The organism is Calditerricola satsumensis (assembly GCF_014646935.1).
Classification (GTDB): Bacteria; Bacillota; Bacilli; order Calditerricolales; family Calditerricolaceae; genus Calditerricola; species Calditerricola satsumensis.
In genome coordinates this window covers 1-18670 of the sequence record NZ_BMOF01000018.1, presented here as the reverse complement: position 1 = coordinate 18670, position 18670 = coordinate 1, and the positions used below count along the sequence as shown (strand labels likewise).

22 protein-coding genes are annotated in these 18670 nt (G+C 64.9%); all 22 read left to right on the top strand.

The window, feature by feature from the left end; genetic code table 11:
• Window positions 1–269: 269 nt before the first annotated feature.
• A complete protein-coding gene (locus tag IEX61_RS05875) occupies window positions 270–1589 on the top strand; it encodes a BaiN/RdsA family NAD(P)/FAD-dependent oxidoreductase (RefSeq protein WP_188817095.1) in 1320 nt (439 codons plus the stop codon).
• Entirely contained in the window at window positions 1571–3190 is a 1620-nt protein-coding gene (locus IEX61_RS05870) for an amidohydrolase (RefSeq protein WP_188817094.1), read from the top strand. The genes IEX61_RS05875 and IEX61_RS05870 overlap by 19 nt, the downstream gene beginning before the upstream one ends.
• A gap of 116 nt (window positions 3191–3306) precedes the next feature.
• On the top strand, window positions 3307–4965 hold the full coding sequence (locus IEX61_RS05865) for a M6 family metalloprotease domain-containing protein (protein WP_188817092.1): 1659 nt from the start codon (window positions 3307–3309) through the stop codon (window positions 4963–4965).
• A gap of 114 nt (window positions 4966–5079) precedes the next feature.
• Window positions 5080–5433 carry a hypothetical protein gene (locus IEX61_RS05860; RefSeq protein WP_054670620.1) on the top strand — a complete coding sequence of 118 codons (354 nt, stop codon included), beginning with the start codon at window positions 5080–5082 and terminating at the stop codon, window positions 5431–5433.
• 108 nt (window positions 5434–5541) lie between these two features.
• On the top strand, window positions 5542–6192 hold the full coding sequence (locus IEX61_RS05855) for a DUF2953 domain-containing protein (RefSeq protein WP_188817090.1): 651 nt from the start codon (window positions 5542–5544) through the stop codon (window positions 6190–6192).
• Window positions 6165–6638, top strand: a complete 474-nt coding sequence (gene ytfJ / locus IEX61_RS05850) for a GerW family sporulation protein (RefSeq protein ID WP_054670629.1) — start codon at window positions 6165–6167, stop codon at window positions 6636–6638. The genes IEX61_RS05855 and ytfJ overlap by 28 nt, the downstream gene beginning before the upstream one ends.
• A 33-nt stretch (window positions 6639–6671) precedes the next feature.
• Window positions 6672–7268: a hypothetical protein gene (locus tag IEX61_RS05845; RefSeq protein WP_229725725.1), complete on the top strand. Its 597-nt coding sequence runs from the start codon at window positions 6672–6674 to the stop codon at window positions 7266–7268.
• Between the two features lie 83 nt (window positions 7269–7351).
• Entirely contained in the window at window positions 7352–8125 is a 774-nt protein-coding gene (locus IEX61_RS05840) for an enoyl-CoA hydratase-related protein (RefSeq protein WP_054670638.1), read from the top strand.
• A gap of 153 nt (window positions 8126–8278) precedes the next feature.
• A complete protein-coding gene (locus tag IEX61_RS05835) occupies window positions 8279–8419 on the top strand; it encodes a hypothetical protein (RefSeq protein WP_172673498.1) in 141 nt (46 codons plus the stop codon).
• Between the two features lie 166 nt (window positions 8420–8585).
• Complete coding sequence (locus IEX61_RS05830) at window positions 8586–9038, top strand: MerR family transcriptional regulator (RefSeq protein WP_083462933.1); 453 nt, start codon at window positions 8586–8588, stop codon at window positions 9036–9038.
• Window positions 9039–9296: 258 nt separating this feature from the next.
• A complete protein-coding gene (gene paaA / locus IEX61_RS05825) occupies window positions 9297–10262 on the top strand; it encodes a 1,2-phenylacetyl-CoA epoxidase subunit PaaA (RefSeq protein ID WP_054670641.1) in 966 nt (321 codons plus the stop codon).
• A 13-nt stretch (window positions 10263–10275) separates the two neighbouring features.
• Window positions 10276–10620 carry a 1,2-phenylacetyl-CoA epoxidase subunit PaaB gene (gene paaB, locus IEX61_RS05820; protein ID WP_054670635.1) on the top strand — a complete coding sequence of 115 codons (345 nt, stop codon included), beginning with the start codon at window positions 10276–10278 and terminating at the stop codon, window positions 10618–10620.
• Window positions 10617–11411 carry a 1,2-phenylacetyl-CoA epoxidase subunit PaaC gene (gene paaC / locus IEX61_RS05815; protein WP_188817088.1) on the top strand — a complete coding sequence of 265 codons (795 nt, stop codon included), beginning with the start codon at window positions 10617–10619 and terminating at the stop codon, window positions 11409–11411. Before paaB ends, paaC (IEX61_RS05815) begins: the two co-directional genes overlap by 4 nt.
• A 250-nt stretch (window positions 11412–11661) precedes the next feature.
• Window positions 11662–12315 (top strand): TetR/AcrR family transcriptional regulator, encoded by a 654-nt coding sequence (locus tag IEX61_RS05810; RefSeq protein WP_083462946.1) that lies wholly within the window; start codon window positions 11662–11664, stop codon window positions 12313–12315.
• Window positions 12260–13246 carry a 1,2-phenylacetyl-CoA epoxidase subunit PaaA gene (gene paaA, locus IEX61_RS05805; protein WP_157057717.1) on the top strand — a complete coding sequence of 329 codons (987 nt, stop codon included), beginning with the start codon at window positions 12260–12262 and terminating at the stop codon, window positions 13244–13246. The genes IEX61_RS05810 and paaA (IEX61_RS05805) overlap by 56 nt, the downstream gene beginning before the upstream one ends.
• Before the next feature lie 34 nt (window positions 13247–13280).
• Complete coding sequence (locus tag IEX61_RS05800) at window positions 13281–13664, top strand: phenylacetic acid degradation protein (RefSeq protein ID WP_188817085.1); 384 nt, start codon at window positions 13281–13283, stop codon at window positions 13662–13664.
• A complete protein-coding gene (gene paaC / locus IEX61_RS05795) occupies window positions 13633–14427 on the top strand; it encodes a 1,2-phenylacetyl-CoA epoxidase subunit PaaC (protein ID WP_054670743.1) in 795 nt (264 codons plus the stop codon). The genes IEX61_RS05800 and paaC (IEX61_RS05795) overlap by 32 nt, the downstream gene beginning before the upstream one ends.
• A 43-nt stretch (window positions 14428–14470) precedes the next feature.
• Window positions 14471–14956, top strand: coding sequence for a 1,2-phenylacetyl-CoA epoxidase subunit PaaD (gene paaD, locus IEX61_RS05790; protein WP_054670747.1), 486 nt, complete (start codon window positions 14471–14473; stop codon window positions 14954–14956).
• A 160-nt stretch (window positions 14957–15116) separates the two neighbouring features.
• Window positions 15117–16472, top strand: a complete 1356-nt coding sequence (locus tag IEX61_RS05785) for a phenylacetate--CoA ligase family protein (RefSeq protein WP_188817084.1) — start codon at window positions 15117–15119, stop codon at window positions 16470–16472.
• A 104-nt stretch (window positions 16473–16576) separates the two neighbouring features.
• Window positions 16577–16885 (top strand): EthD family reductase, encoded by a 309-nt coding sequence (locus IEX61_RS05780; RefSeq protein WP_054670750.1) that lies wholly within the window; start codon window positions 16577–16579, stop codon window positions 16883–16885.
• Window positions 16886–16894: 9 nt separating this feature from the next.
• Complete coding sequence (locus IEX61_RS05775; protein ID WP_188817119.1) at window positions 16895–17674, top strand: enoyl-CoA hydratase-related protein; 780 nt, start codon at window positions 16895–16897, stop codon at window positions 17672–17674.
• A 29-nt stretch (window positions 17675–17703) separates the two neighbouring features.
• The gene (locus IEX61_RS05770; RefSeq protein ID WP_188817079.1) at window positions 17704–18483 is read left to right on the top strand and encodes an enoyl-CoA hydratase-related protein; all 780 of its coding nucleotides are present in this window, start codon (window positions 17704–17706) and stop codon (window positions 18481–18483) included.
• Window positions 18484–18670 lie beyond the last annotated feature (187 nt).

The following is an 18670-nucleotide window of genomic DNA, read 5'->3' as shown; positions in this document are numbered from 1 at the left end:
CGAACAGCCGCTAAGGCTCAATGAGGAGATTCGGCGCCGCGAATGAGTGATTCGGATCTTCCCAAATCGTGATAATGCCTTGCAGAGGCTCCTGCTCCAAACCCTGTACGAAAGGATCTGAAGGCGTATACGGATGTGTCTCCTGAAGCAATGGAAAAGCCCGGAGACGATCCAAACCTCCGGCGCCTTTTCTTCATCGGGAAAACTGTGGTAGGGTAAAGGTCGGACCAGATGCTGCCCCAAACGATGGGGCCAAGGGGAAGGAGCAAATGGCGTACGACGTCATCGTGGTTGGCGGCGGGCCGTCCGGGCTCATGGCGGCCGCCGCCGCCGGCCTGCGCGGGGCGCGCGTGCTCCTTTTGGAGAAGAAGGACAAGCTTGGCCGCAAGCTGGCCATCTCCGGCGGCGGACGCTGCAACGTGACGAACAACAAGCCGGTCGACGAGCTGATTCGCCATATTCCCGGCAATGGCCGGTTTCTGTACCGCGCCCTTTCTACCTTCGGCCCGCGCGACATCATCCGCTTTTTCGAGGCGCTGGGCGTGCCGCTCAAGGAGGAGGACGACGGGCGCATGTTTCCTGTCTCCGACCGCGCCAAGGACGTGGTGGCCGCGCTGGTGCGCCGGGTGCGGGAGGCGGGGGTGGCCATTCGCCTGAATGCGCCGGTGGCCGAGGTGCGCTACGAAGGCGGGCGCGTGCGGGGCGTGCGCCTGGCGTCGGGCGAGGTCTTCGACGCCCGCGCCGTGGTGGTGGCCGTGGGAGGCATGTCGGTGCCCCATACCGGTTCGACGGGCGACGGCTACGCCTGGGCGCGGGCGGCCGGCCACACGGTGACGGAGCTGTATCCCACCGAGGTGCCGATCACGTCGGACGAGCCCTTCATTCGCGACCGGCGGCTGCAAGGGCTGGCGCTGCGTGACGTGGCGCTCACCGTGTGGCATCCAACAAAGGGGAAGCCCCTCGTCACCCACCGCGGCGACATGCTCTTCACCCACTTCGGCCTGTCCGGCCCCGCCGCGCTGCGGTGCAGCCAGTTCGTGGTGAAGGCGCGCAAGGCGACCGGGGCAGAGGCGGTGACGATCACCCTCGACCTCTGGCCCGATCGCCCGGAGGAAGCGCTGCTGGCGGAGCGCGAGCGCTTGGCCGGTACCCAGCCCAAAAAGGCGCTCAAGAACGCCCTGAAGGCCCTGTTGCCCGACCGGCTCGTGCCAATCGTCTTGGAACGCTCCGGCGTTCCCGGCGACGTGACGTGCGCCCACGTGTCGAAGGCGGCCTGGCGCGAGGTGGTGCACCTCCTCAAGGCCTTTCCCGTGCGCGCCACCGGCACGCGGCCCCTTCACGAGGCCTTCGTCACCGGCGGCGGGGTGCACGTGAAGGAGATCGACCCGCGCACGATGCAGTCCAAGCTCATGCACGGCCTTTATTTTTGCGGAGAGATCCTCGATGTGCACGGGTACACCGGCGGTTACAACATCACCGCCGCGCTGTCAACGGGGTATGTGGCCGGTGCGAGCGCCGCCGAGCAGGCCCTGGTCGAGCGATCCGCAATGCGGGAGGAGGAAAGCGAACCGTGCCGCATAAGGTGCTGATCCGCGGGGGGACGATCTACACCTTTGACCCGGCCCATCCCGTGGTGACCGCCCTGTATGCGGAAGGCGGGCGCATCGTGGCGGTGGGCGACGAGGCGGACCTCCGCCTTCGCTTCGGCCGTCCCGACGTGGAGGTGCTCGACCTCGAGGGCGGCGCGGCGGTGCCGGGGCTGACGGACAGCCACGTCCACCTCCTCGGCGTGGGGCAGCGGCTGGCCCGCCTCGACCTGTCCGGCGCGCGGGCGCTGGCGGCGCTGCTGGAACGCGTGCGCGCCGCCGCCGAGCGGACGCCCCCGGGGAAGTGGATTGTCGGGGCGGGGTGGGACGAATCCCGCCTTCACGAGCGGCGGCCGCCCACGCGGGACGAGCTGGACCGCGCCGCGCCCAATCACCCGGTGCTGCTCGTCCGCGTGTGCACCCACGCCGCCGTGGCCAACAGCCTGGCCCTGCGCTTGGCCGGCATCACCGAGCAGACGCCCGACCCGCCGGGCGGGCGCATTGTCCGTGACGGGCGGGGCCAGCCGACCGGTCTTCTGCTGGAGGCGGCTCGCTGGCAGGTGGAGCGCGCCGTTCCCCCGCCGACGGAGGACGAGCTGGTGGACATGCTGCGCTTGGCCGTTCGCGAGGCGCTGGCGCACGGTCTCGTCGCCGTGCACACGGAAGATGCACGCTATTTTGGCGGCTGGGCGCGCGTGCGGCGCGTGTACCGGCGTCTGTGGGAGGACATGCGCTTTCCCCTGCGCGTCCTCCAGCTCGTGTCGGACAGCTGCCTTGACGAATGGCAGGTCGATCGCGCCGCGGCCTCGGACGAGGAGCCGCCGTGGTTTCGCACGGGGCCGGTCAAGCTCTTTGCCGACGGGTCCCTCGGCGCGCGCACGGCACACCTGCGGGAGCCCTATGCCGACGACCCGGGAAACCGCGGCGTGGCCGTCTGTGACGACGAGCCCCTCCGCGATAGGGTTGCCCGGGCCCGTGAGGCCGGCCTCCCCGTCGCCGTGCACGCCATCGGCGACGCGGCACTGGAGCAGGTCTTGCGCGTGCTGGGCGACGTGCCGCCGCGGCCGGGGCAGCGCGACCGCCTGATTCACCTTTCCCTTGTGGCCCCGGATTTGCTGAGCCGTTTGGCGCAGCTTCCCGTTGCGGCCGACATCCAGCCGGTTTTCGCCGCCGACGACGCCGACTGGATTGTCCAGCGCCTCGGTCCCCAGCGGCTGCGGTGGGCCTACGCGTGGCGCTCGCTCCTCGCCACCGGCATCCCCTGCGCTGGCGGCTCCGACGCGCCCGTGGCGTCCCTCGACCCGCTAAGAGGCATCCACGCCGCCGTCGTGGGCGGGCGCACCGTCGCCGGGGCCGTTCCGGCACCCGGGGAAACGCTGGACGTCGAAACGGCCTTTCGCCTCTACGCCGTCGGCGGTGCGGCCGTGGCCGGAGAAGAGGCCGAGCGGGGCACGCTTTCGGCCGGCAAGCGGGCCGATCTAACCGTGTTCAGGCGCGATCCCCTCGCCGCAGGGCGGCGCGACCCCGACGCGCTGCTTGAGGCGCGCGTGGCCATGACGATTGTGGAGGGGACGGTTGCTTTTCGCGACGAAGCCCTCGGGTAGCAAATGCGAGGCATGAAACGGCTTGCGCCCCCATACACTCTTGGCGGAGCGGCCGAGGGTCCGGCCGTGAAGAGCCGGATGGGCGCCGCTCCAACAAACAAAGGGGGGATAGGCCGATGAGACGGTGGGTTTCCGGCGTGCTGGTGGTGATGCTGATCGGCGTCGCGGCGTGGAGCGGAAGTGGGACGGCCGGGAAATCCGTGGGGCCGTCGGCGCCGCATTTCGTCACGCCGCCCGATGAAGTAAAGGCGGCAGCCCAGGCCCGGGGCATCGATCTGGGCCAGCGCGCCCATGGTCGGCCCCATCAGGTCAACCCGCAGCAGTCGGTGGGGACGAAGCCGCTTTCCGCAGAACAAAAGGTGTTGGCCCTGTATCTGCGCTTTCCCGAAGACGACGGCCCGCCCTCTAGGGTGACGTACCAGCACGTGCCGCGGCAGCTTTTGGCGGACCTCTTGTTTGGGAACGCCTACAACCCGTACACGCATCCTGACTTTGCCCGGTACCGGGAGTGGAACGGCATTCCCGCGCCGACGGATCGGACGCTGGCCAACTACTACCGGGAGATCTCCCGGGGGCGGGTGACCGTCACCGGGGAAGTGGTCGAGGTGCAGATGCCGCGCGGCTACTCGGCATACCGCATTGGCCAGCGGTTTGGGGCGGTGCAAAACGACTACGGCGACTACACGATGGCCATGCTCCTCGAGGACGCCATCCGGGCGGCCGACCCGTATGTCGACTTTTCCCGGTACGCCGTCAACGGCGAGGTGCCCAACGTGTTTCTCATCCATGAAGGGACGGGGGCGGAGTGGAACCTGGATCCCCGCCTGATTTGGTCGCACAAGTGGGAATACGCCGATGCCTGGTATTATTACGAGTGGGCGAAAACGGGCACCGCACCCGAGTACGATCCCCATCGCGGCATCTGGGTTGATGGGGTGAAGGTCAACGCCTACGCCATTGAACCCGAAGTGGGCGGCGACCTGACCGGGTATCTCGGTGCCGTCACCGGACCCTACCCGCCGCAGGTGGGCATCTACGCCCACGAGTTTGCCCATGTGCTGGGGTTGCCCGATCTGTACGATTACGATTACGATTCCGAAGGCGTGGGCGGCTATTCGCTGATGGCCGGCGGTTCCTGGGCGCGCTTTCCCGACGCCGCCCCGTATTCGGGCAACTCTCCGGTTCACCCTGACGCGTGGTCGAAGGCGTTCTGGGGCTTGGCCGACGTGCACGTGGTGACGGAAGGGCAGCAAACCTTTTCCCTGAAACCGGCGGCGGCCGGAGGCGGTGTGGTCAAGCTCGTGGTGCCGGGCAGCGGCGGAACGGAATACTTCCTGGTGGAAAACCGCCAGCCCGTGGGTTTTGACAAGGGCCTCCTGCGCTACGGCGATGTGCGCGGCCTGGCCATTTACCATGTGGACGAGAATGTGCTGGCCCGCAACTTCTGGCGCCCGAATGAAGCGCAAAATTGGTTCCAGAACCGCATGCAGCAGGTGGAGGCCGATCCCCAAACCGGCGAGACCCATTACGCCGTTTCCCTGTTGCAGGCCGACAACCGCTGGGATCTGGAGAAGAACGTCAACCGCGGCGATGCCGGCGATCTGTACCGCACGGGCCAGGCGTTGACGCCCACATCAACCCCGAACTCCGGATCCTATTACGTGTTGCAAAAGGGTAACGGTGCGGTTCCCAATTTCACGGGAGCCTTCGTGCGCGACATCGTGGAACACCCGGACGGGACGATCACGTTTACCGCCGGCTTTTTGTCCCGCTAAGGCATCCGTTTGTCCCGGGGCATTGCCATGCCTGGGCCACCCCCCTTTTCAATTGTGCCTCCTTTGGACTATGTTGAAAATAGAGAGAAGACATGTTGGGAAGGGGGGCGCAAGATGAGCAAGGTGGTGTCACAACATCAGCTCATCGAGGCCGCGGAAATCTTCCGTGCCCTGGTTTCCAACGTCAACGAGGAAAACAAGCATGTCTTCTACTGGTCGGCGGCAACGCTGCTCGATTACTACCCGTTCGAGCTGACGCGGGAGACGCTGCTGCAGCTTTCGTCGTTCCGCACCGACACGGAGGAAGGATTGCGCGCGCTCAAGCGTTTCCTGTTTGAAAAGGGCTTGGAACAACTGGCGGAGAAGGTGAAGAACCTCCGCAGTGAGGAAGAGTGGATCGCCTTCCTATACCAATTGGAAGAGCAGCGGCAAGCGATGGAGCAAGGCGTCTCCGGCCTGCTGCACTGAAGTGGCCATCCCCGGATTTGTCCGGGGAATTTTTTGTGATTGCTTTTCTTCATACTACGACCATGGAGCGGGCAACCGGTCTAGCCAGAGGGAGGCGGGGAGAAAGGGATGTGGATCGGCCTCAGCATCGTCAGTTTCGTGCTGTTTCTGCTCACCCCGGTACGGGTGGCCATCACCGTGCAGCGCGAAGGGGAAGATGACCGTCTGTGCATCGAGGTGTGGACGTGGTTTCGGTGGATGGGCTTTCGCCGCGAAATCACCCGCGTGGACTGGGAGGGGTGGCGGGCACGCTATACGCGCCGCACCGCGACCATCGCCGGCGATCGGACCCTTGATGCGCAAAAGTTGTGGCTGACCCAAGAGGACATCCGCCGACGCTGGAGACAAACGCGCCGTTTTCTTCGGCAGTTTCGCGACGTCCGCCGGGCGTTACGCGCGTTTACGCGGCACCTCACGTGCGAGCGGTTCTCCTGGGAGTCGCGCATCGGCACCGGCGATGCCGCCCTGACCGGGATGCTGACCGGCCTGGCGTGGATGGCGAAGGGCGCCGTCCTGGCGACCGCGACGCGGTACGTGCGGTTGAAGGCGGTTCCGCACGTCCGCGTGATTCCCGCCTTCGACGAGACAACGCTTTCCAGTTCCCTCACGTGCATGCTGCGCATCCGGATCGGGCAAGCTATCCTTGCGATGGCCAAACTGGTGTGGACTCTGTACAAAGGACGGGAAGATCGATGGCGGAGCATCCCATCCAGGGTTTGATGAAGACGGCAATGGAAAATCTCAAAGAAATGGTCGACGTCAACACCATTGTGGGCGAACCGGTGGAGACGCCCGACGGCAGCGTCATCCTTCCCATCTCCCGCGTCGGATTTGGATTTGCGGCGGGGGGCAGCGAGTTTGAGCTCGACGGTAAAGCCAGTGGTGGTGGGGGACAGAACGGCCGCGGCTTCCCGTTCGGCGGGGGAAGCGGGGGCGGCGTGTCCATCACGCCGGTGGCGTTTCTCGTCGTCAACAGCAAAGGCGTGCGCTCCGTTCCGCTGGAGGGACCTACGCACCTCTATGAGCGCATCCTGGAGCAAGTGCCCAAGCTGGTGGAACGCTTGCAGCAGGCGTTCCAGGCCAATCCCACGGCGGGTACGCCACGGACAAACCCGAAAGGACGCGAGACGACCAATCTCGAGTACGACCCGCAGTACGAGATGTAAGGGGTTCTCTCCCGTCTTCCGGGAGAGGCGTTTTTGTGCCGCGAAATTCGCCCGTTCGGGTATGGCCCGCATCCCGGCCGCCCAAACTGGTGGCAGGGGGTGACGGGCGTGCATCTCGCTGACAAGCCGGCCGCCTTTTTGTGGCGGATGCTCGTGCCGCCCCAGGCGGTTGTCTGCGCCCATGACTTGGACGACGATGAACTCATATTCCTCTGGCGGGACTGGGTGGTGTACGTACAGCCGGATGGCGCCGTGCTGCGCATACCGCGGCCGGCCAAGGCTTCGCCATGGTGGACGGCGGCCGATTGGTGGGACCTTTTGTGGTGGGCCGCGGACAGCGTCGATTACGACGCCCTCGGCGTGTACGCCATGGGCGAGATCATCCGCGATCTGGGGCTTGTCGTCCCCGTGCGCCGGCGCGGCGAACCTCCCGCCGACGTGTCGGTGCGCCTCATTCGCCACGATGGCGCGCACGTGGAGACGCTCCTTTTTCGCCAGGTGTCCCCGGCGTACGCGCTGTACCGGGGGCTGTTGCGCTGCGCCGACCTCGATGCGGCCACCGACGGCGAATGGGAGCACCACGTGCAGCGGCTTCAGGTTTCTTCCGACGTTGTCCCCTTTAGGCATTGAGGCCGGGGGGATATCCCGCTATAATGAAATTGTTTTCAATTTTCCAGAAAAACCGAACCAGGGGGAGAGAAACCGTGAGCGACGTGCGCGAAGACGTTGTCCAGTTTGCGGTCGAGGGCCATCTGGGCATCGTCACCCTGAACCGCCCTGAGGTCATGAATGCCCTCAATTACGCCACGCTGGTCCGTCTCGGCGAGATTGTCGACGCCCTCAAGCTGCGCCGCGACATCCGCGCGGTGATCTTTACAGGCAGGGGGAAGGCCTTTTGCGTCGGGGCTGATTTGAAAGAGCGGCGCACGCTTACCGAACAAGAGGTGCGTCGCAACGTGCTGAAGATCCGCGACGTGTTTACGGCCATCGAACGCTTGCCGCAGCCCACCATTGCCGTCATGCACGGCTACGCCTTCGGGGGCGGATTTGAGCTGGCCCTGGCGTGCGATTTTCGCTTTGCGTCGGAAGAGACGGTGATGGGACTGACCGAGACGTCCCTTGCCATCATTCCCGGCGCCGGCGGCACCCAGCGTCTGCCGCGGCTCATCGGGCCGATGCGGGCCAAGGAGCTCATCTTCACGGCCCGCAAGATCACGGCCAAGGAGGCCTACGACCTGGGCATCCTTACCGGCGTGGCGGCCGATCCCTTTGCGGCGGCGCGCAAATTGGCGGAGGAGATTGCCCAAAACGGTCCGCTGGCCGTCACCCAGGCCAAGTTCGCCATTGACCGCGGATTGGGTGTGGACATCCAGACGGGCCTGGAAATTGAATCGAAGGCGTACGAAGTGCTCATTCCCACCAAAGACCGCGTGGAAGCGCTGCAGGCCTTCGCCGAAAAGCGCAAACCGGTGTTTCGGGGCGAATAAGCGCGCCGGGTGGTCCAAGCGGCCACCCGTTTTTCTTTTTCAGAGCGAATCGGAGGGGGCTGGTGAAAGGTTCCGCGTAACGAAGGGGCCGGGCCGGAGCACATTACCTCGTGCCGAGCATCCACTTGCACACGAGGAAAGGAGTGAGGGATTGTGGACGGCACGTGCTATTGGTGCGGCCATCGCCTCGACGGCATCCATTACGTCACCTTTTACGAACCGGACGGCCGTGAAAGGAACGAGCCGCTGTGCGACGAATGCTATGCGGAATGGCTGGAATCCCTCAAAGGGTAGGCGCAGCGGTCTTTCGGCTGAACCGCCTGCGACAGCAAAGGGAAAACCGTTTCGCTCCTCAACAGGGGAGCGCGTTTTTGTTGTGGCTGATCATTGACGTTGACGTAAGCGTGAGAAAATCGTTATACTTTTCTCAGAATTGTTTCATCTGTGAAGGGGGAACGCAATGGACGAGCATCCCTACACGATTTCTGATCTCGCCCAAGAATTTGACATCAGCACGCGTACGATTCGCTACTACGAAGAAGTGGGGCTGCTGTCGCCGATCCGCACCCCGGGTGGCATCCGCCGGTACTCGCGCCGTGACCGCGCGCGGCTCAAATTGATCCTGCGCGGCAAGCGGTTTGGGTTCTCCCTGGAGGAAATCCGCGAAATGCTCGACCTGTTTGATGCGGACCGCACGGGACGGAAGCAGCTTCAGAAGGCCCTCGAGGAATGGCAGAAGCGGGGCAACGCGCGGAAGCTCGCCGTGGCGCGGCTGTGGTACGAGCGCGCTTTTCCTGGCCCCAAGGCCCGCGGCGTCACCGACACGCGCCTTGTGCACGTGCGCGGATTCGAGCCGCTGGTCTATTGCCAGGCCGTGGACCGGCACGACGTGGCGCGCCTGTTTGCCGGGTGACAAAAAACACCTGTCCCATGCGTTCGTTTAATCCTGTTTGCGGAGGGTTTTGCCCTCCGCGTTTTTTTTTGTGACAAACGTGTGAACATGCGCAAATATGCACGCCTACGGATTGACAAACCGCACAGTGCGTTAGTATTCTGAAAACAAGCAAGCGCTTGTTTGTTTTCGGTTTGTTTGCTCTCCGTGCGGCCGGCCGTAACGAAAACACGGGGGACGATCACCGAGAAGGAGGAAGGCAGCATGGCCACGTCCACGATGACGCTTGAGGAGATCCGCGAACAGATCCTGCAGGACAAACAGAAGGCGGCGTTTTTGGCCCGCATCGAGCGCGGCGAAAAGATTGAGGCCACCGACTGGATGCCGGATGAGTACCGCCAGCTCCTTATCCGCCTCATCCACATGCACGGCATCAGCGAGGTGATGGGGTGCTATCCCGAAAAGGAATGGGTGCCCAAAGCACCCAACCTGCGCCGCAAGCTGGCCATCATGGCCAAGGTGCAGGACGAGGTGGGCCATGGGCAACTCCTGCTGCGCGTGGCGGAGGACCTGGCGGCGCCCCTTAACCGGACGCGCGACGACCTGATGGCCGATCTGTTCGTGAGCAAGGTGAAATTCCACAACGTGTTCCATATGGAAGCGCGGACCTGGGCTGATGCTGGCTTGATCGGGTGGCTGGTGGACGGGGCGGCCATCTGCACCCAGGCGTCGCTGCTCGATACGTCGTATGCTCCGTACGGGCGGATGCTCAAGCGCATCTGCGCCGAGGAAAGCTTCCACATGCAGCACGGCGAGTCGATCTGTCTCGCGCTGGCCCAGGGAACGGCCAAACAGCGCGCCATGCTGCAGGACGCCCTCGAGCGCTGGTGGGAGGCGCTGATGTTCTTCTTCGGTCCGCCGGAGATGTCGGAAGCGGCCAAGAAGATGCTCGTCTACAAAATCCGCACCAAGACCAACGAGGAATTGCGGCAAAAGTACCTGAACCGCTACGTCCCGCGCATCCGGGCCCTAGGGCTCAAGATTCCGGATCCCAATCTGCGCTACGACGAAACGAAGAAACGCTGGATCTACACCGAGCCCGATTGGGACAAGTTCTATCGCATAGTTCGCGACAACCAGGGACCAAAATCCCAGGAACGCCTTGAACTGCGTCGCCAGGCCCACGAAGGCAACCGCTGGGTGCGTGAAGCGATGACGCGGGTTCGGGCGCGAATGACGGGGTAAGGAGGGATTGGCCATGCGGGAAGGCATCTACGACGTGTACGAAGTGTTCGTGCAGCACAACAAGACGGACCACCACGTCCACGTGGGCAGCGTCCTGGCGCCTTCGCCGGACCTGGCCCTCCACGTGGCGCGGGAGAACTTCCTCCGCCGCGATCGGGCGGTGAGCATCTGGGTGGTGCGTCGCGAGGACATCCACGCCACCTCCTACCAAGATCCGGACTTCTTTGCCCGGGAGACGGACAAATCCTACCGCGAAGTTTCGGGTTACACGGAAAACGGACGCCTGTGGCGGATGTTCAAGCAGCGCATGATGAACATTGAAGAGGTGGTTCAGGACATGCGAGGTGAAACGCGGTGACGGTGCAACACGCAGCAGAGGCCTTGGAACGCCCGACCTACAAGGCGGCATTGGTCGATCTCTTGTATCAGCTGGCCGACGATGAGCTGTTTCTCGGCCATCGCGATTCCGAGTGGCTGGGCCTGGCCCCGGACATCGAGGAGGACGTGGCCTTCAGCTCCATCGCCCAGGATGAGGTGGGCCATGCGGCGTACTTCTACCAGTTGTTGAGCGAACTGGGGGAAGGGGACGCCGACGACCTGGCCTATGGCCGCGCGGCGGCGGAGCGGCGCAACGCGCGCCTCGTCGAGCGGCCCAACGGCGACTGGGCGTACACGATCGTGCGCCACCTCGTGTACGACGTCTTTGAAGGCGTCCGCCTCGAAGCGCTGGCCTCTTCCAGCTACGCGCCGCTGGCCCACGGCGCGGTGAAGATTCGCCGCGAGGAGCGCTATCACCTCCTGCACATGGAGACGTGGTTCACCCGTCTTGGCCAGGCCGGCGGGGAGGCCAAGGAACGCCTCGAGAAAGCGGTGGCCGCCATTTGGCCCGAGATCGGCGACCTGTTTTCCCTCGGCGCGCACGCCGATGTTCTCGTCGCCGAAGGCATCCTGCCGGTTACCCGTGCCGAGATGGTCTCCCGCTGGGAGGCGCGGTTGAAGCCGCTGTTCGAGGCGGCCCAGCTTGCCTGGCCGGGCACGCCGCCGCTCCCGGCACAAGACGGGCGTCTGGGGCAGCACAGCCCCGACCTCGACGCCCTCTTGGACACGATGGCGGAGGTGTACCGTCTCGAGCCGGCGGCCCGCTGGTGAGGGATTGCCATTTGTGCATCGGAAAATGTTGGAAACGAAGCGGAGGCTCCCGCCCTCCGCTTTCTCATTTTTTGGCGATTGGGGGAAGACTGGATGATCCAATTTTTGATCCACGCGTGAAGCGTGACAAAAGTCGTTGCGCGCCAACCTGAAGAAGGGTGAAAATTATTTTTATATTGTTGACAGCACGCTTGTCCTTGCGCTATTCTAAAAACAAGCAAGCGCTTGTTAAAGACAAGGGGGGAGTACATTGCCTCGTATCGGCCGCAAGGAACAGATTCTGGCCGCGGCGCGCCAGCTCTTCAGCGAGAAAGGCTACCATGGGACGACGATCCGCGACATCGCCGAGGCCAGCGGCATTCTTTCCGGGAGCCTCTACGCGCACATCGCCTCCAAGGAGGACCTGCTGTTCGCCATTACCAACGAAGGTGCCGACGCCTTCCTCGCGGCCCTGGAACCGATCGCCGCGGGTCCCGGCGATCCGGCCGACAAGCTCAAGCGCGGCCTCATCGCCCACGCGCGCGTGGTGGCCGACCACCTGGACGCGGCGAAGGTCTTCTTCCACGAGTGGCGGGCGCTGACCGACGAGCGGCGGGCGGTGATCCAGGAAAAGCGCGACCGGTACGAGGCGATGTGGGCGGCCATTCTCGAGGAAGGCATTCGCAGCGGGGCGTTCAAGCCGGTCAACGCCAAGTTCGCCCGCTTGCTCATCCTGTCGGCGGCCAACTGGCTGTACCAGTGGTACAACCCCGCGGGGCCGCTGAGTCCCGAAACCATCGCCGAGCAGTTTGCCAACCTCCTGCTACAGGGGCTGTCGGCAGAACGGAAGGAGAAAGGAGGAACGCGCCATGACGACGGCAACGCGCACCCTGGAGGAGATTCGCGCGGAAATCCTGCAAGATGAGCAAAAGGCCAAGTTCCTGGCCCGCATCGAGCGGGGCGAAAAGATCGAGGCCACCGATTGGATGCCCGATGAGTACCGCTTGCTCCTGCTCCGCCTGATCCACATGCACGGCGTGAGCGAGATCATGGGGTGCTACCCCGAGAAGGAGTGGGTGCCAAAAGCGCCGACGCTGCGTCGCAAGCTGGCCATCATGGCCAAGGTGCAGGACGAGGTGGGGCACGGCCAGCTGCTCCTGCGCGTGGCGGAGGACCTGGCGGCGCCGCTGGGCAAGGTGCGTGACGATCTCATCACCGACATTTTTGTCGGCAAGGTCAAGTTCCACAACGTGTTCCACATGGAGGCACCGACGTGGGCCGACGCCGGCGTGATCGGCTGGCTGGTCGACGGTGCGGCGATCATCACCCAGGCGTCGCTCCTTGATACCTCCTATGCGCCGTACGGGCGTGTGCTGAAGCGCATCTGCGCCGAAGAGAGCTTCCACATGCAGCACGGCGAATCGATCATCCTGGCCCTTGCCGACGGGACGGAAACCCAGCGCCGCATGCTGCAGGAAGCCCTCGAGCGCTGGTGGGAAGCGCTGATGTTCTTCTTCGGTCCGCCGGAAATGTCGGAGGCGGCCAAGAAGATGATGGTCTACAAGATCCGCACGAAGACCAACGAGGAGCTGCGTCAGAAGTTCCTCGACCGGTACGTGCCGCGGATCAAGGCGGTCGGGCTGACGATTCCCGATCCAAACCTGCGGTACGACGAGACGAAGAAGCGGTGGGTCTACACGGAGCCGGATTGGGACAAGTTTGCCCGCATTGTCCAGAAGAACCAGGGGCCCAAGTCGCAAGAGCGCATTGCGTTGCGCCGCCAGGCCCACGAGGGCAACCGCTGGGTGCGCGAAGCGATGACGCGCGCAAGCCAGGCCGCGGCGCAGGCCGTGTGACGGCTTGGTTGCACGGAAGATGAGGAGGGCAGTCATGCCGGACGTGAAGCGGGAAGGCGTCTACGATGTCTATGAGGTGTTCATCCAGCGCAGCTCGACGGAGCATCACGTGCACGTCGGCAGCGTCCTGGCACCCTCCCCGGAGCTGGCGCTTCAGGTGGCGCGGGAGAACTTTCTCCGGCGCGACCGCGCGGTGAGCATCTGGGTGGTGCGCCGCGAGCATGTGCACGCCACGTCCTACGAGGACGCCGACTTCTTCGCCCGGGAGCTGGACCGCCGCTATCGCGAGGTGGCCGGGTACACCGAAAACGGGCGGCTGTGGCGGATGTTCAAGGAGCGGATGATGACGCTCGAAGAAGTTGTCCAGGATTTGCGGGGTGAGGCGGATGAAGGTCGAACAGGCCGCGCAGGTCCTTGATCGCCCGATGTACAAGGCCGCGCTGATCGACTTCCTGTATCAGCTGGCCGACGACGAGCTGCTATTGGGCCATCGCGATTCCGAGTGGCTGGGCCTGGCCCCGGACATCGAGGAGGACGTGGCCTTCAGCTCCATCGCCCAGGATGAGGTGGGCCACGCCACGCTCTTCTACCACCTCCTCAGCGAGCTGGGCGAGGGGAAGGCCGACGACCTGGCGTTCGGCCGCCCGGCGGCGGTGCGGCGCAATGCGCGCCTCGTCGAGCGGCCCAACGGTGACTGGGCGTACACGATCGTGCGCCATCTCGTGTACGACGTCTTTGAAGCCGTCCGCCTGGAAGCGCTGGCCTCTTCCAGCTACGCGCCGCTGGCCCACGGGGCGGTGAAGATTCGCCGCGAGGAACGCTACCACCTTCTGCACATGGAGACGTGGTTCACCCGCCTCGGCCAGGCCGGCGGGGAGGCCAGGGAACGTGTGGAACGGGCCGTGGCGGCCGTGTGGGCCGACCTGGGCGACCTGTTTTCCCTCGGGGCCCATGAGGCGCTGCTCGTCGCCGAGGGCATCCTGCCGATCACCCGCAATGAGCTGGCCCGCCGCTGGGAGGCGCGGATGAAGCCCCTCTTCGAGGCGGCCCAGCTGGCATGGCCGGGCGCGCCGCAGCCGGCGATGGAGGACGGCCGACTGGGCCAGCATTCCGCCGATTTGGACGCGCTGCTGGAGACGATGAGCGAAGTTTATCGCATCGATCCCCAGGCCCGCTGGTAAGCGGGCGGCGGAAGGGTGAAGGGTCGCGGGGGGAGGTGAACGGATGACCGAACGAATTTCCGAAACATTGGAAACGGCGCTGTGGGAAGCGCTGCAGGAGGTCAAGGATCCGGAGATTCCCACGGTGAGCGTCGTGGAGCTGGGGATGGTGCACCGCGTGGCGGCCGAGGGGGGCCGGGTGACGGTGGAGATGCTGCCCACCTTCGTCGGTTGCCCGGCGCTGGACATCCTGCGCCGCGACGTGACGGCGCGCCTGGCGCAGGTGGACGGGGTTGAAGAGGTGGAGGTGCGTTTTGTCCTGAACCCGCCGTGGACGTCGGACCGCATCACCCCCGAGGGGCGCCGGAAGCTGGCCGAATTTGGCCTCGCGCCACCGCCAGCGGCCGACGGTCCGGCAATTCCGCCGGAGTGTCCCTATTGCGGCGCCCGTGACACCGCCATCGAAAACCTGTTTGGCCCGACGGCCTGTCGCGCCATCTTCTACTGCAAAGCCTGCCGGCAGCCGTTTGAAGGTTTGAAGCCCGTGTAAGCGGATCCACGGCGCTTCGTTGGCGCCGGGAGCTTCGAACGGATCGGTGCGTGGGGAAGACGAGCAACGAGGAAGACGTGAAGTGAGGAAGACGGGCCAAGATGCGCAAGGAAGCCGGAGTTGACAAAGGCGGAAGTGGAAGACGAGGGAGGGGACCGTCGTGCTGTTCCAACCGGAAATCGAGACGATGGATCGGCCGGCGTTGAAGCGGTTGCAGTCGGCCTTGCTCCGCGAAACGGTCGAACGGGTGTACCACCGCGTGCCCTTCTACCGTCGGCTGTTTGACGAGCGGGGGATCAAACCCGAGGACATTCGCGGGGTGGAAGACCTGCACAAGCTTCCGTTCACAAAAAAGTCCGATCTGCGGGAAAACTACCCCTTCGGTCTTTTTGCCGTTGACCTGAAGGACGTCGTGCGCATCCATGGGTCTTCGGGGACGAAGGGCAAGCCCACGGTGGTCGGCTACACGAAGAAGGACATCCAAAACTGGGCCGAGGTCTGCGCGCGGGCCATTGTCACGGCAGGGGGACGACCGGGCGACGTCTTCCACAACGCCTACGGCTATGGCCTGTTCACCGGCGGCCTCGGCATGCACTACGGCGCCGAACGGCTGGGCTGCACGGTTGTGCCGGTGTCCGGCGGCAACACGCCGCGCCAGATCACGCTCATTGAAGACTTCAAGCCGCGCGGGATCGCCGGCACGCCGTCCTACGTGCTGAACATCGCCGAGACGATGGAGGCGATGGGCAAGAATCCGCGCGCAACCAGCCTGGAGTACGGGATCTTCGGCGCCGAGCCGTGGACGGAGGAGATGCGCCAGACGCTGGAGGAGAAGCTGGGCATCAAGGCGTTGGACATCTACGGGCTGTCGGAAGTGATCGGCCCCGGCGTGGCTATCGAATGTTGGGAAGCCCAGGAGGGGCTCCACATCGCCGAAGACCATTTCCTCGTCGAAGTCATCGATCCGGAAACGGGCAAGCCCCTTCCGCTCGGGGATACGGGCGAGCTGGTGTTCACCTCGCTCACCAAGGAAGCGTTTCCCGTTATCCGTTACCGCACCGGCGACGTGGCCTTCCTCTATCCAGAACCTTGCCGCTGCGGCCGGACGCACATCCGCATGTCCCGCGTCAAGGGGCGCATTGACGACATGTTGATCATCCGCGGGGTGAACGTGTTCCCGTCGGAAATGGAAGCGGTGGTGCTCAGCGTGCCGGAGCTCACGGCCCACTACCAGGTGGTGGTTGACCGCCAGGGCACCATGGATCAGGTGACGCTGGAGGTCGAGGTGTCGGAAGCCTTTGCCGCGGGCATCGGCGGGTTTACGACGGAGCACCCGAGCGTTGCCCAGCTGGCCGGCCGCCTGCGCGGGATGCTGAAAAATGCCCTCGGCGTCACCGTCGACGTTGCCCTCAAGGCCCCGCAAACCCTCCCGCGCAGCGAAGGGAAGGCCAAGCGGATCATCGACCGCCGGCAGCTGTATCAAACCGCCCCTTCCGCCCCCAAGACGACGGTGTGATGAACCCTTTTCGTGAGGCGCAGCAGGCATTTCCGCGCCGATCGGCGTCATAACGATCGGAAGGATGGGACCATTTGAACATATCGAAAGGAGAGGCGAGGAACATGGTCAAACTGATCGCCCTGTACCGCCAGCCGGAAGACAAGGAGGCCTTTGACCGGCATTACTTTGAGACCCACGCCCCGCTGGCCAAGAAGATGCCCGGCCTCCAGAAAATTGAGGTGACGCGCATCAGCGGCACGCCGATGGGCGGCGAAGCGGAGTACTACCTGATGGCCGAGATGGTCTTCGCCGACCGTGCCGCGTTGGACGCGGCGATGACGTCGCCGGAAGGGAAGGCGGCGGCCAAGGACCTGATGGGCTTCGCCGGCAAGCTGGTGTACATGATGATCGGCGAAGTGGTGGAGGCCTGAGTGCGAGTGATGGAACGGGCGTACCAACATCTGCTGGTCGACCTTTCCGACAGGGTGGCCATCATCCGCCTCAACCGACCGGAGGTGCTCAATGCCCTCAACCTGGCGCTGGTCGACGAGCTGGTCGATACCCTGGAGCGCCTTGACCGCGATGATGCGGTCCGCTGCATCGTGCTCACCGGCAACGAGCGGGCCTTCGCCGCCGGCGCGGACATCATGGAGATGGCCGAAGCCGGCGTGGTGGAGATGAAGCGGCGCAACCAGTTCCGCGTGTGGGACCGCATCCGCTGGATCACCAAGCCCATCATCGCCGCGGTCAACGGGTATGCCCTCGGCGGCGGGTGCGAGCTGGCCATGGCCTGCGACCTGATCATCGCCGGGGAGAACGCCCGCTTCGGCCAGCCGGAGGTGAACCTGGGCGTCATGCCGGGCGCGGGGGGCACGCAGCGCCTCACCCGCCTCGTCGGCAAGGCGCGGGCCCTCGAGATTTTGCTGACCGGCGATCCGATCACGGCGGAAGAAGCGTACCGCATCGGCCTGGTCAATCGCGTGGTGCCGACGGAAGCTTGCCTCGATGAAGCGCTCCGCCTCGCGCGGCGCATTGCCGAGAAGCCGCCCATGGCCGTGCGGCTGATCAAAGAAGCGGTGTACAAGGCCCTCGACACGACGCTGCAGGACGGCATGGAGTACGAGCGCAACTGCTTCTACCTGCTGTTCGCAACGGAAGACAAGGCGGAGGGGATGCGCGCCTTCCTCGAAAAGCGCCGTCCGTCGTTCAAGGGCCGCTAAGGGTTCATCAACGCCAGAGGAGGGTGGCCATGTACGAGACGATTCGCGTGGAGCAGCGGGAAGGGGTGGCGGTTGTCACCTTAAGCCGACCGGACAAGCTGAACGCCGTCACCCCGCAGATGCACAAGGAACTGCTCGACGCCTTCAAGCGCATCGCGCGGGACGACGCCGTGCGCGCCGCGGTCCTGACCGGCGAGGGGCGGGCCTTCTGCGCGGGCCAGGACCTGGAGACGGTGACGCAAAACCCGGACCTCGACTACGGCGAGCTGCTGCGTAGCGGCTACAACCCGATCATCGAAGCCCTCACGTCCCTCGAAAAGCCCGTCGTGGCCGCCGTCAACGGCGTGGCCGCCGGCGCAGGCGTGAGCTTGGCCCTGGCCTGCGACCTGAAACTGGCGTCGGACAAGGCGTCCTTCGTGCAGGCCTTCGTGCACATCGGGCTGGTGCCCGACTCGGGCAGCACGTGGTTTTTGCCCCGCCTCGTGGGCCTGACCAAGGCGATGGAGCTGGCCCTGCTCGGCGACAAGGTGTCGGCGGAGGAGGCGGCCCGCATCGGCCTGATCAACCGTGTCGTGCCCCACGACGCGCTGATGCCGGAGGCGCTCACCTTGGCCGAGCGCCTGGCGCAAATGCCGACGCGAGCCATCGCGTTGACCAAGCGGGCCTTCTACAAAGGACTGACGGTCCCGCTGAGCGAGCAGCTGGCCTATGAGGCGCACCTGCAGGCCATCGCCGGGAAGACGGAAGACCACCGCGAAGGCGTGCGGGCCTTCTTCGAGAAGCGCAAGCCGGTGTTCCGTGGACGCTGAGGCGGCTGCGGAAAGCGGGGGCCATCGGTGCGAATTCCACGGTCTCGCGGGTCCAGCGCGCGGAGTTGGCGCAGCCCGCGGCCTGCGAATGTCCCCGCACGCGTACGGGAAGGAGGATGGGATTACGATGGCCAACGAAACCGTCGCCGTCATCGGGGCGGGGACGATGGGGAATGGCATCGCCGAG

Excerpts from the sequence above, each read along its gene's own strand:
- IEX61_RS05875 (WP_188817095.1), top strand. The coding sequence starts at position 270 with ATGGCGTACGACGTCATCGTGGTTGGCGGCGGGCCGTCCGGGCTCATG.
- IEX61_RS05865 (WP_188817092.1), top strand. The coding sequence starts at position 3,307 with ATGAGACGGTGGGTTTCCGGCGTGCTGGTGGTGATGCTGATCGGCGTC.
- IEX61_RS05860 (WP_054670620.1), top strand. The coding sequence starts at position 5,080 with ATGAGCAAGGTGGTGTCACAACATCAGCTCATCGAGGCCGCGGAAATC.
- IEX61_RS05855 (WP_188817090.1), top strand. The coding sequence starts at position 5,542 with ATGTGGATCGGCCTCAGCATCGTCAGTTTCGTGCTGTTTCTGCTCACC.
- ytfJ (WP_054670629.1), top strand. The coding sequence starts at position 6,165 with ATGGCGGAGCATCCCATCCAGGGTTTGATGAAGACGGCAATGGAAAAT.
- IEX61_RS05830 (WP_083462933.1), top strand. The coding sequence starts at position 8,586 with ATGGACGAGCATCCCTACACGATTTCTGATCTCGCCCAAGAATTTGAC.
- paaA (WP_054670641.1), top strand. The coding sequence starts at position 9,297 with ATGACGCTTGAGGAGATCCGCGAACAGATCCTGCAGGACAAACAGAAG.
- paaB (WP_054670635.1), top strand. The coding sequence starts at position 10,276 with ATGCGGGAAGGCATCTACGACGTGTACGAAGTGTTCGTGCAGCACAAC.
- paaA (WP_157057717.1), top strand. The coding sequence starts at position 12,260 with ATGACGACGGCAACGCGCACCCTGGAGGAGATTCGCGCGGAAATCCTG.
- IEX61_RS05800 (WP_188817085.1), top strand. The coding sequence starts at position 13,281 with ATGCCGGACGTGAAGCGGGAAGGCGTCTACGATGTCTATGAGGTGTTC.
- paaC (WP_054670743.1), top strand. The coding sequence starts at position 13,633 with ATGAAGGTCGAACAGGCCGCGCAGGTCCTTGATCGCCCGATGTACAAG.
- paaD (WP_054670747.1), top strand. The coding sequence starts at position 14,471 with ATGACCGAACGAATTTCCGAAACATTGGAAACGGCGCTGTGGGAAGCG.
- IEX61_RS05780 (WP_054670750.1), top strand. The coding sequence starts at position 16,577 with ATGGTCAAACTGATCGCCCTGTACCGCCAGCCGGAAGACAAGGAGGCC.
- IEX61_RS05775 (WP_188817119.1), top strand. The coding sequence starts at position 16,895 with ATGGAACGGGCGTACCAACATCTGCTGGTCGACCTTTCCGACAGGGTG.
- IEX61_RS05770 (WP_188817079.1), top strand. The coding sequence starts at position 17,704 with ATGTACGAGACGATTCGCGTGGAGCAGCGGGAAGGGGTGGCGGTTGTC.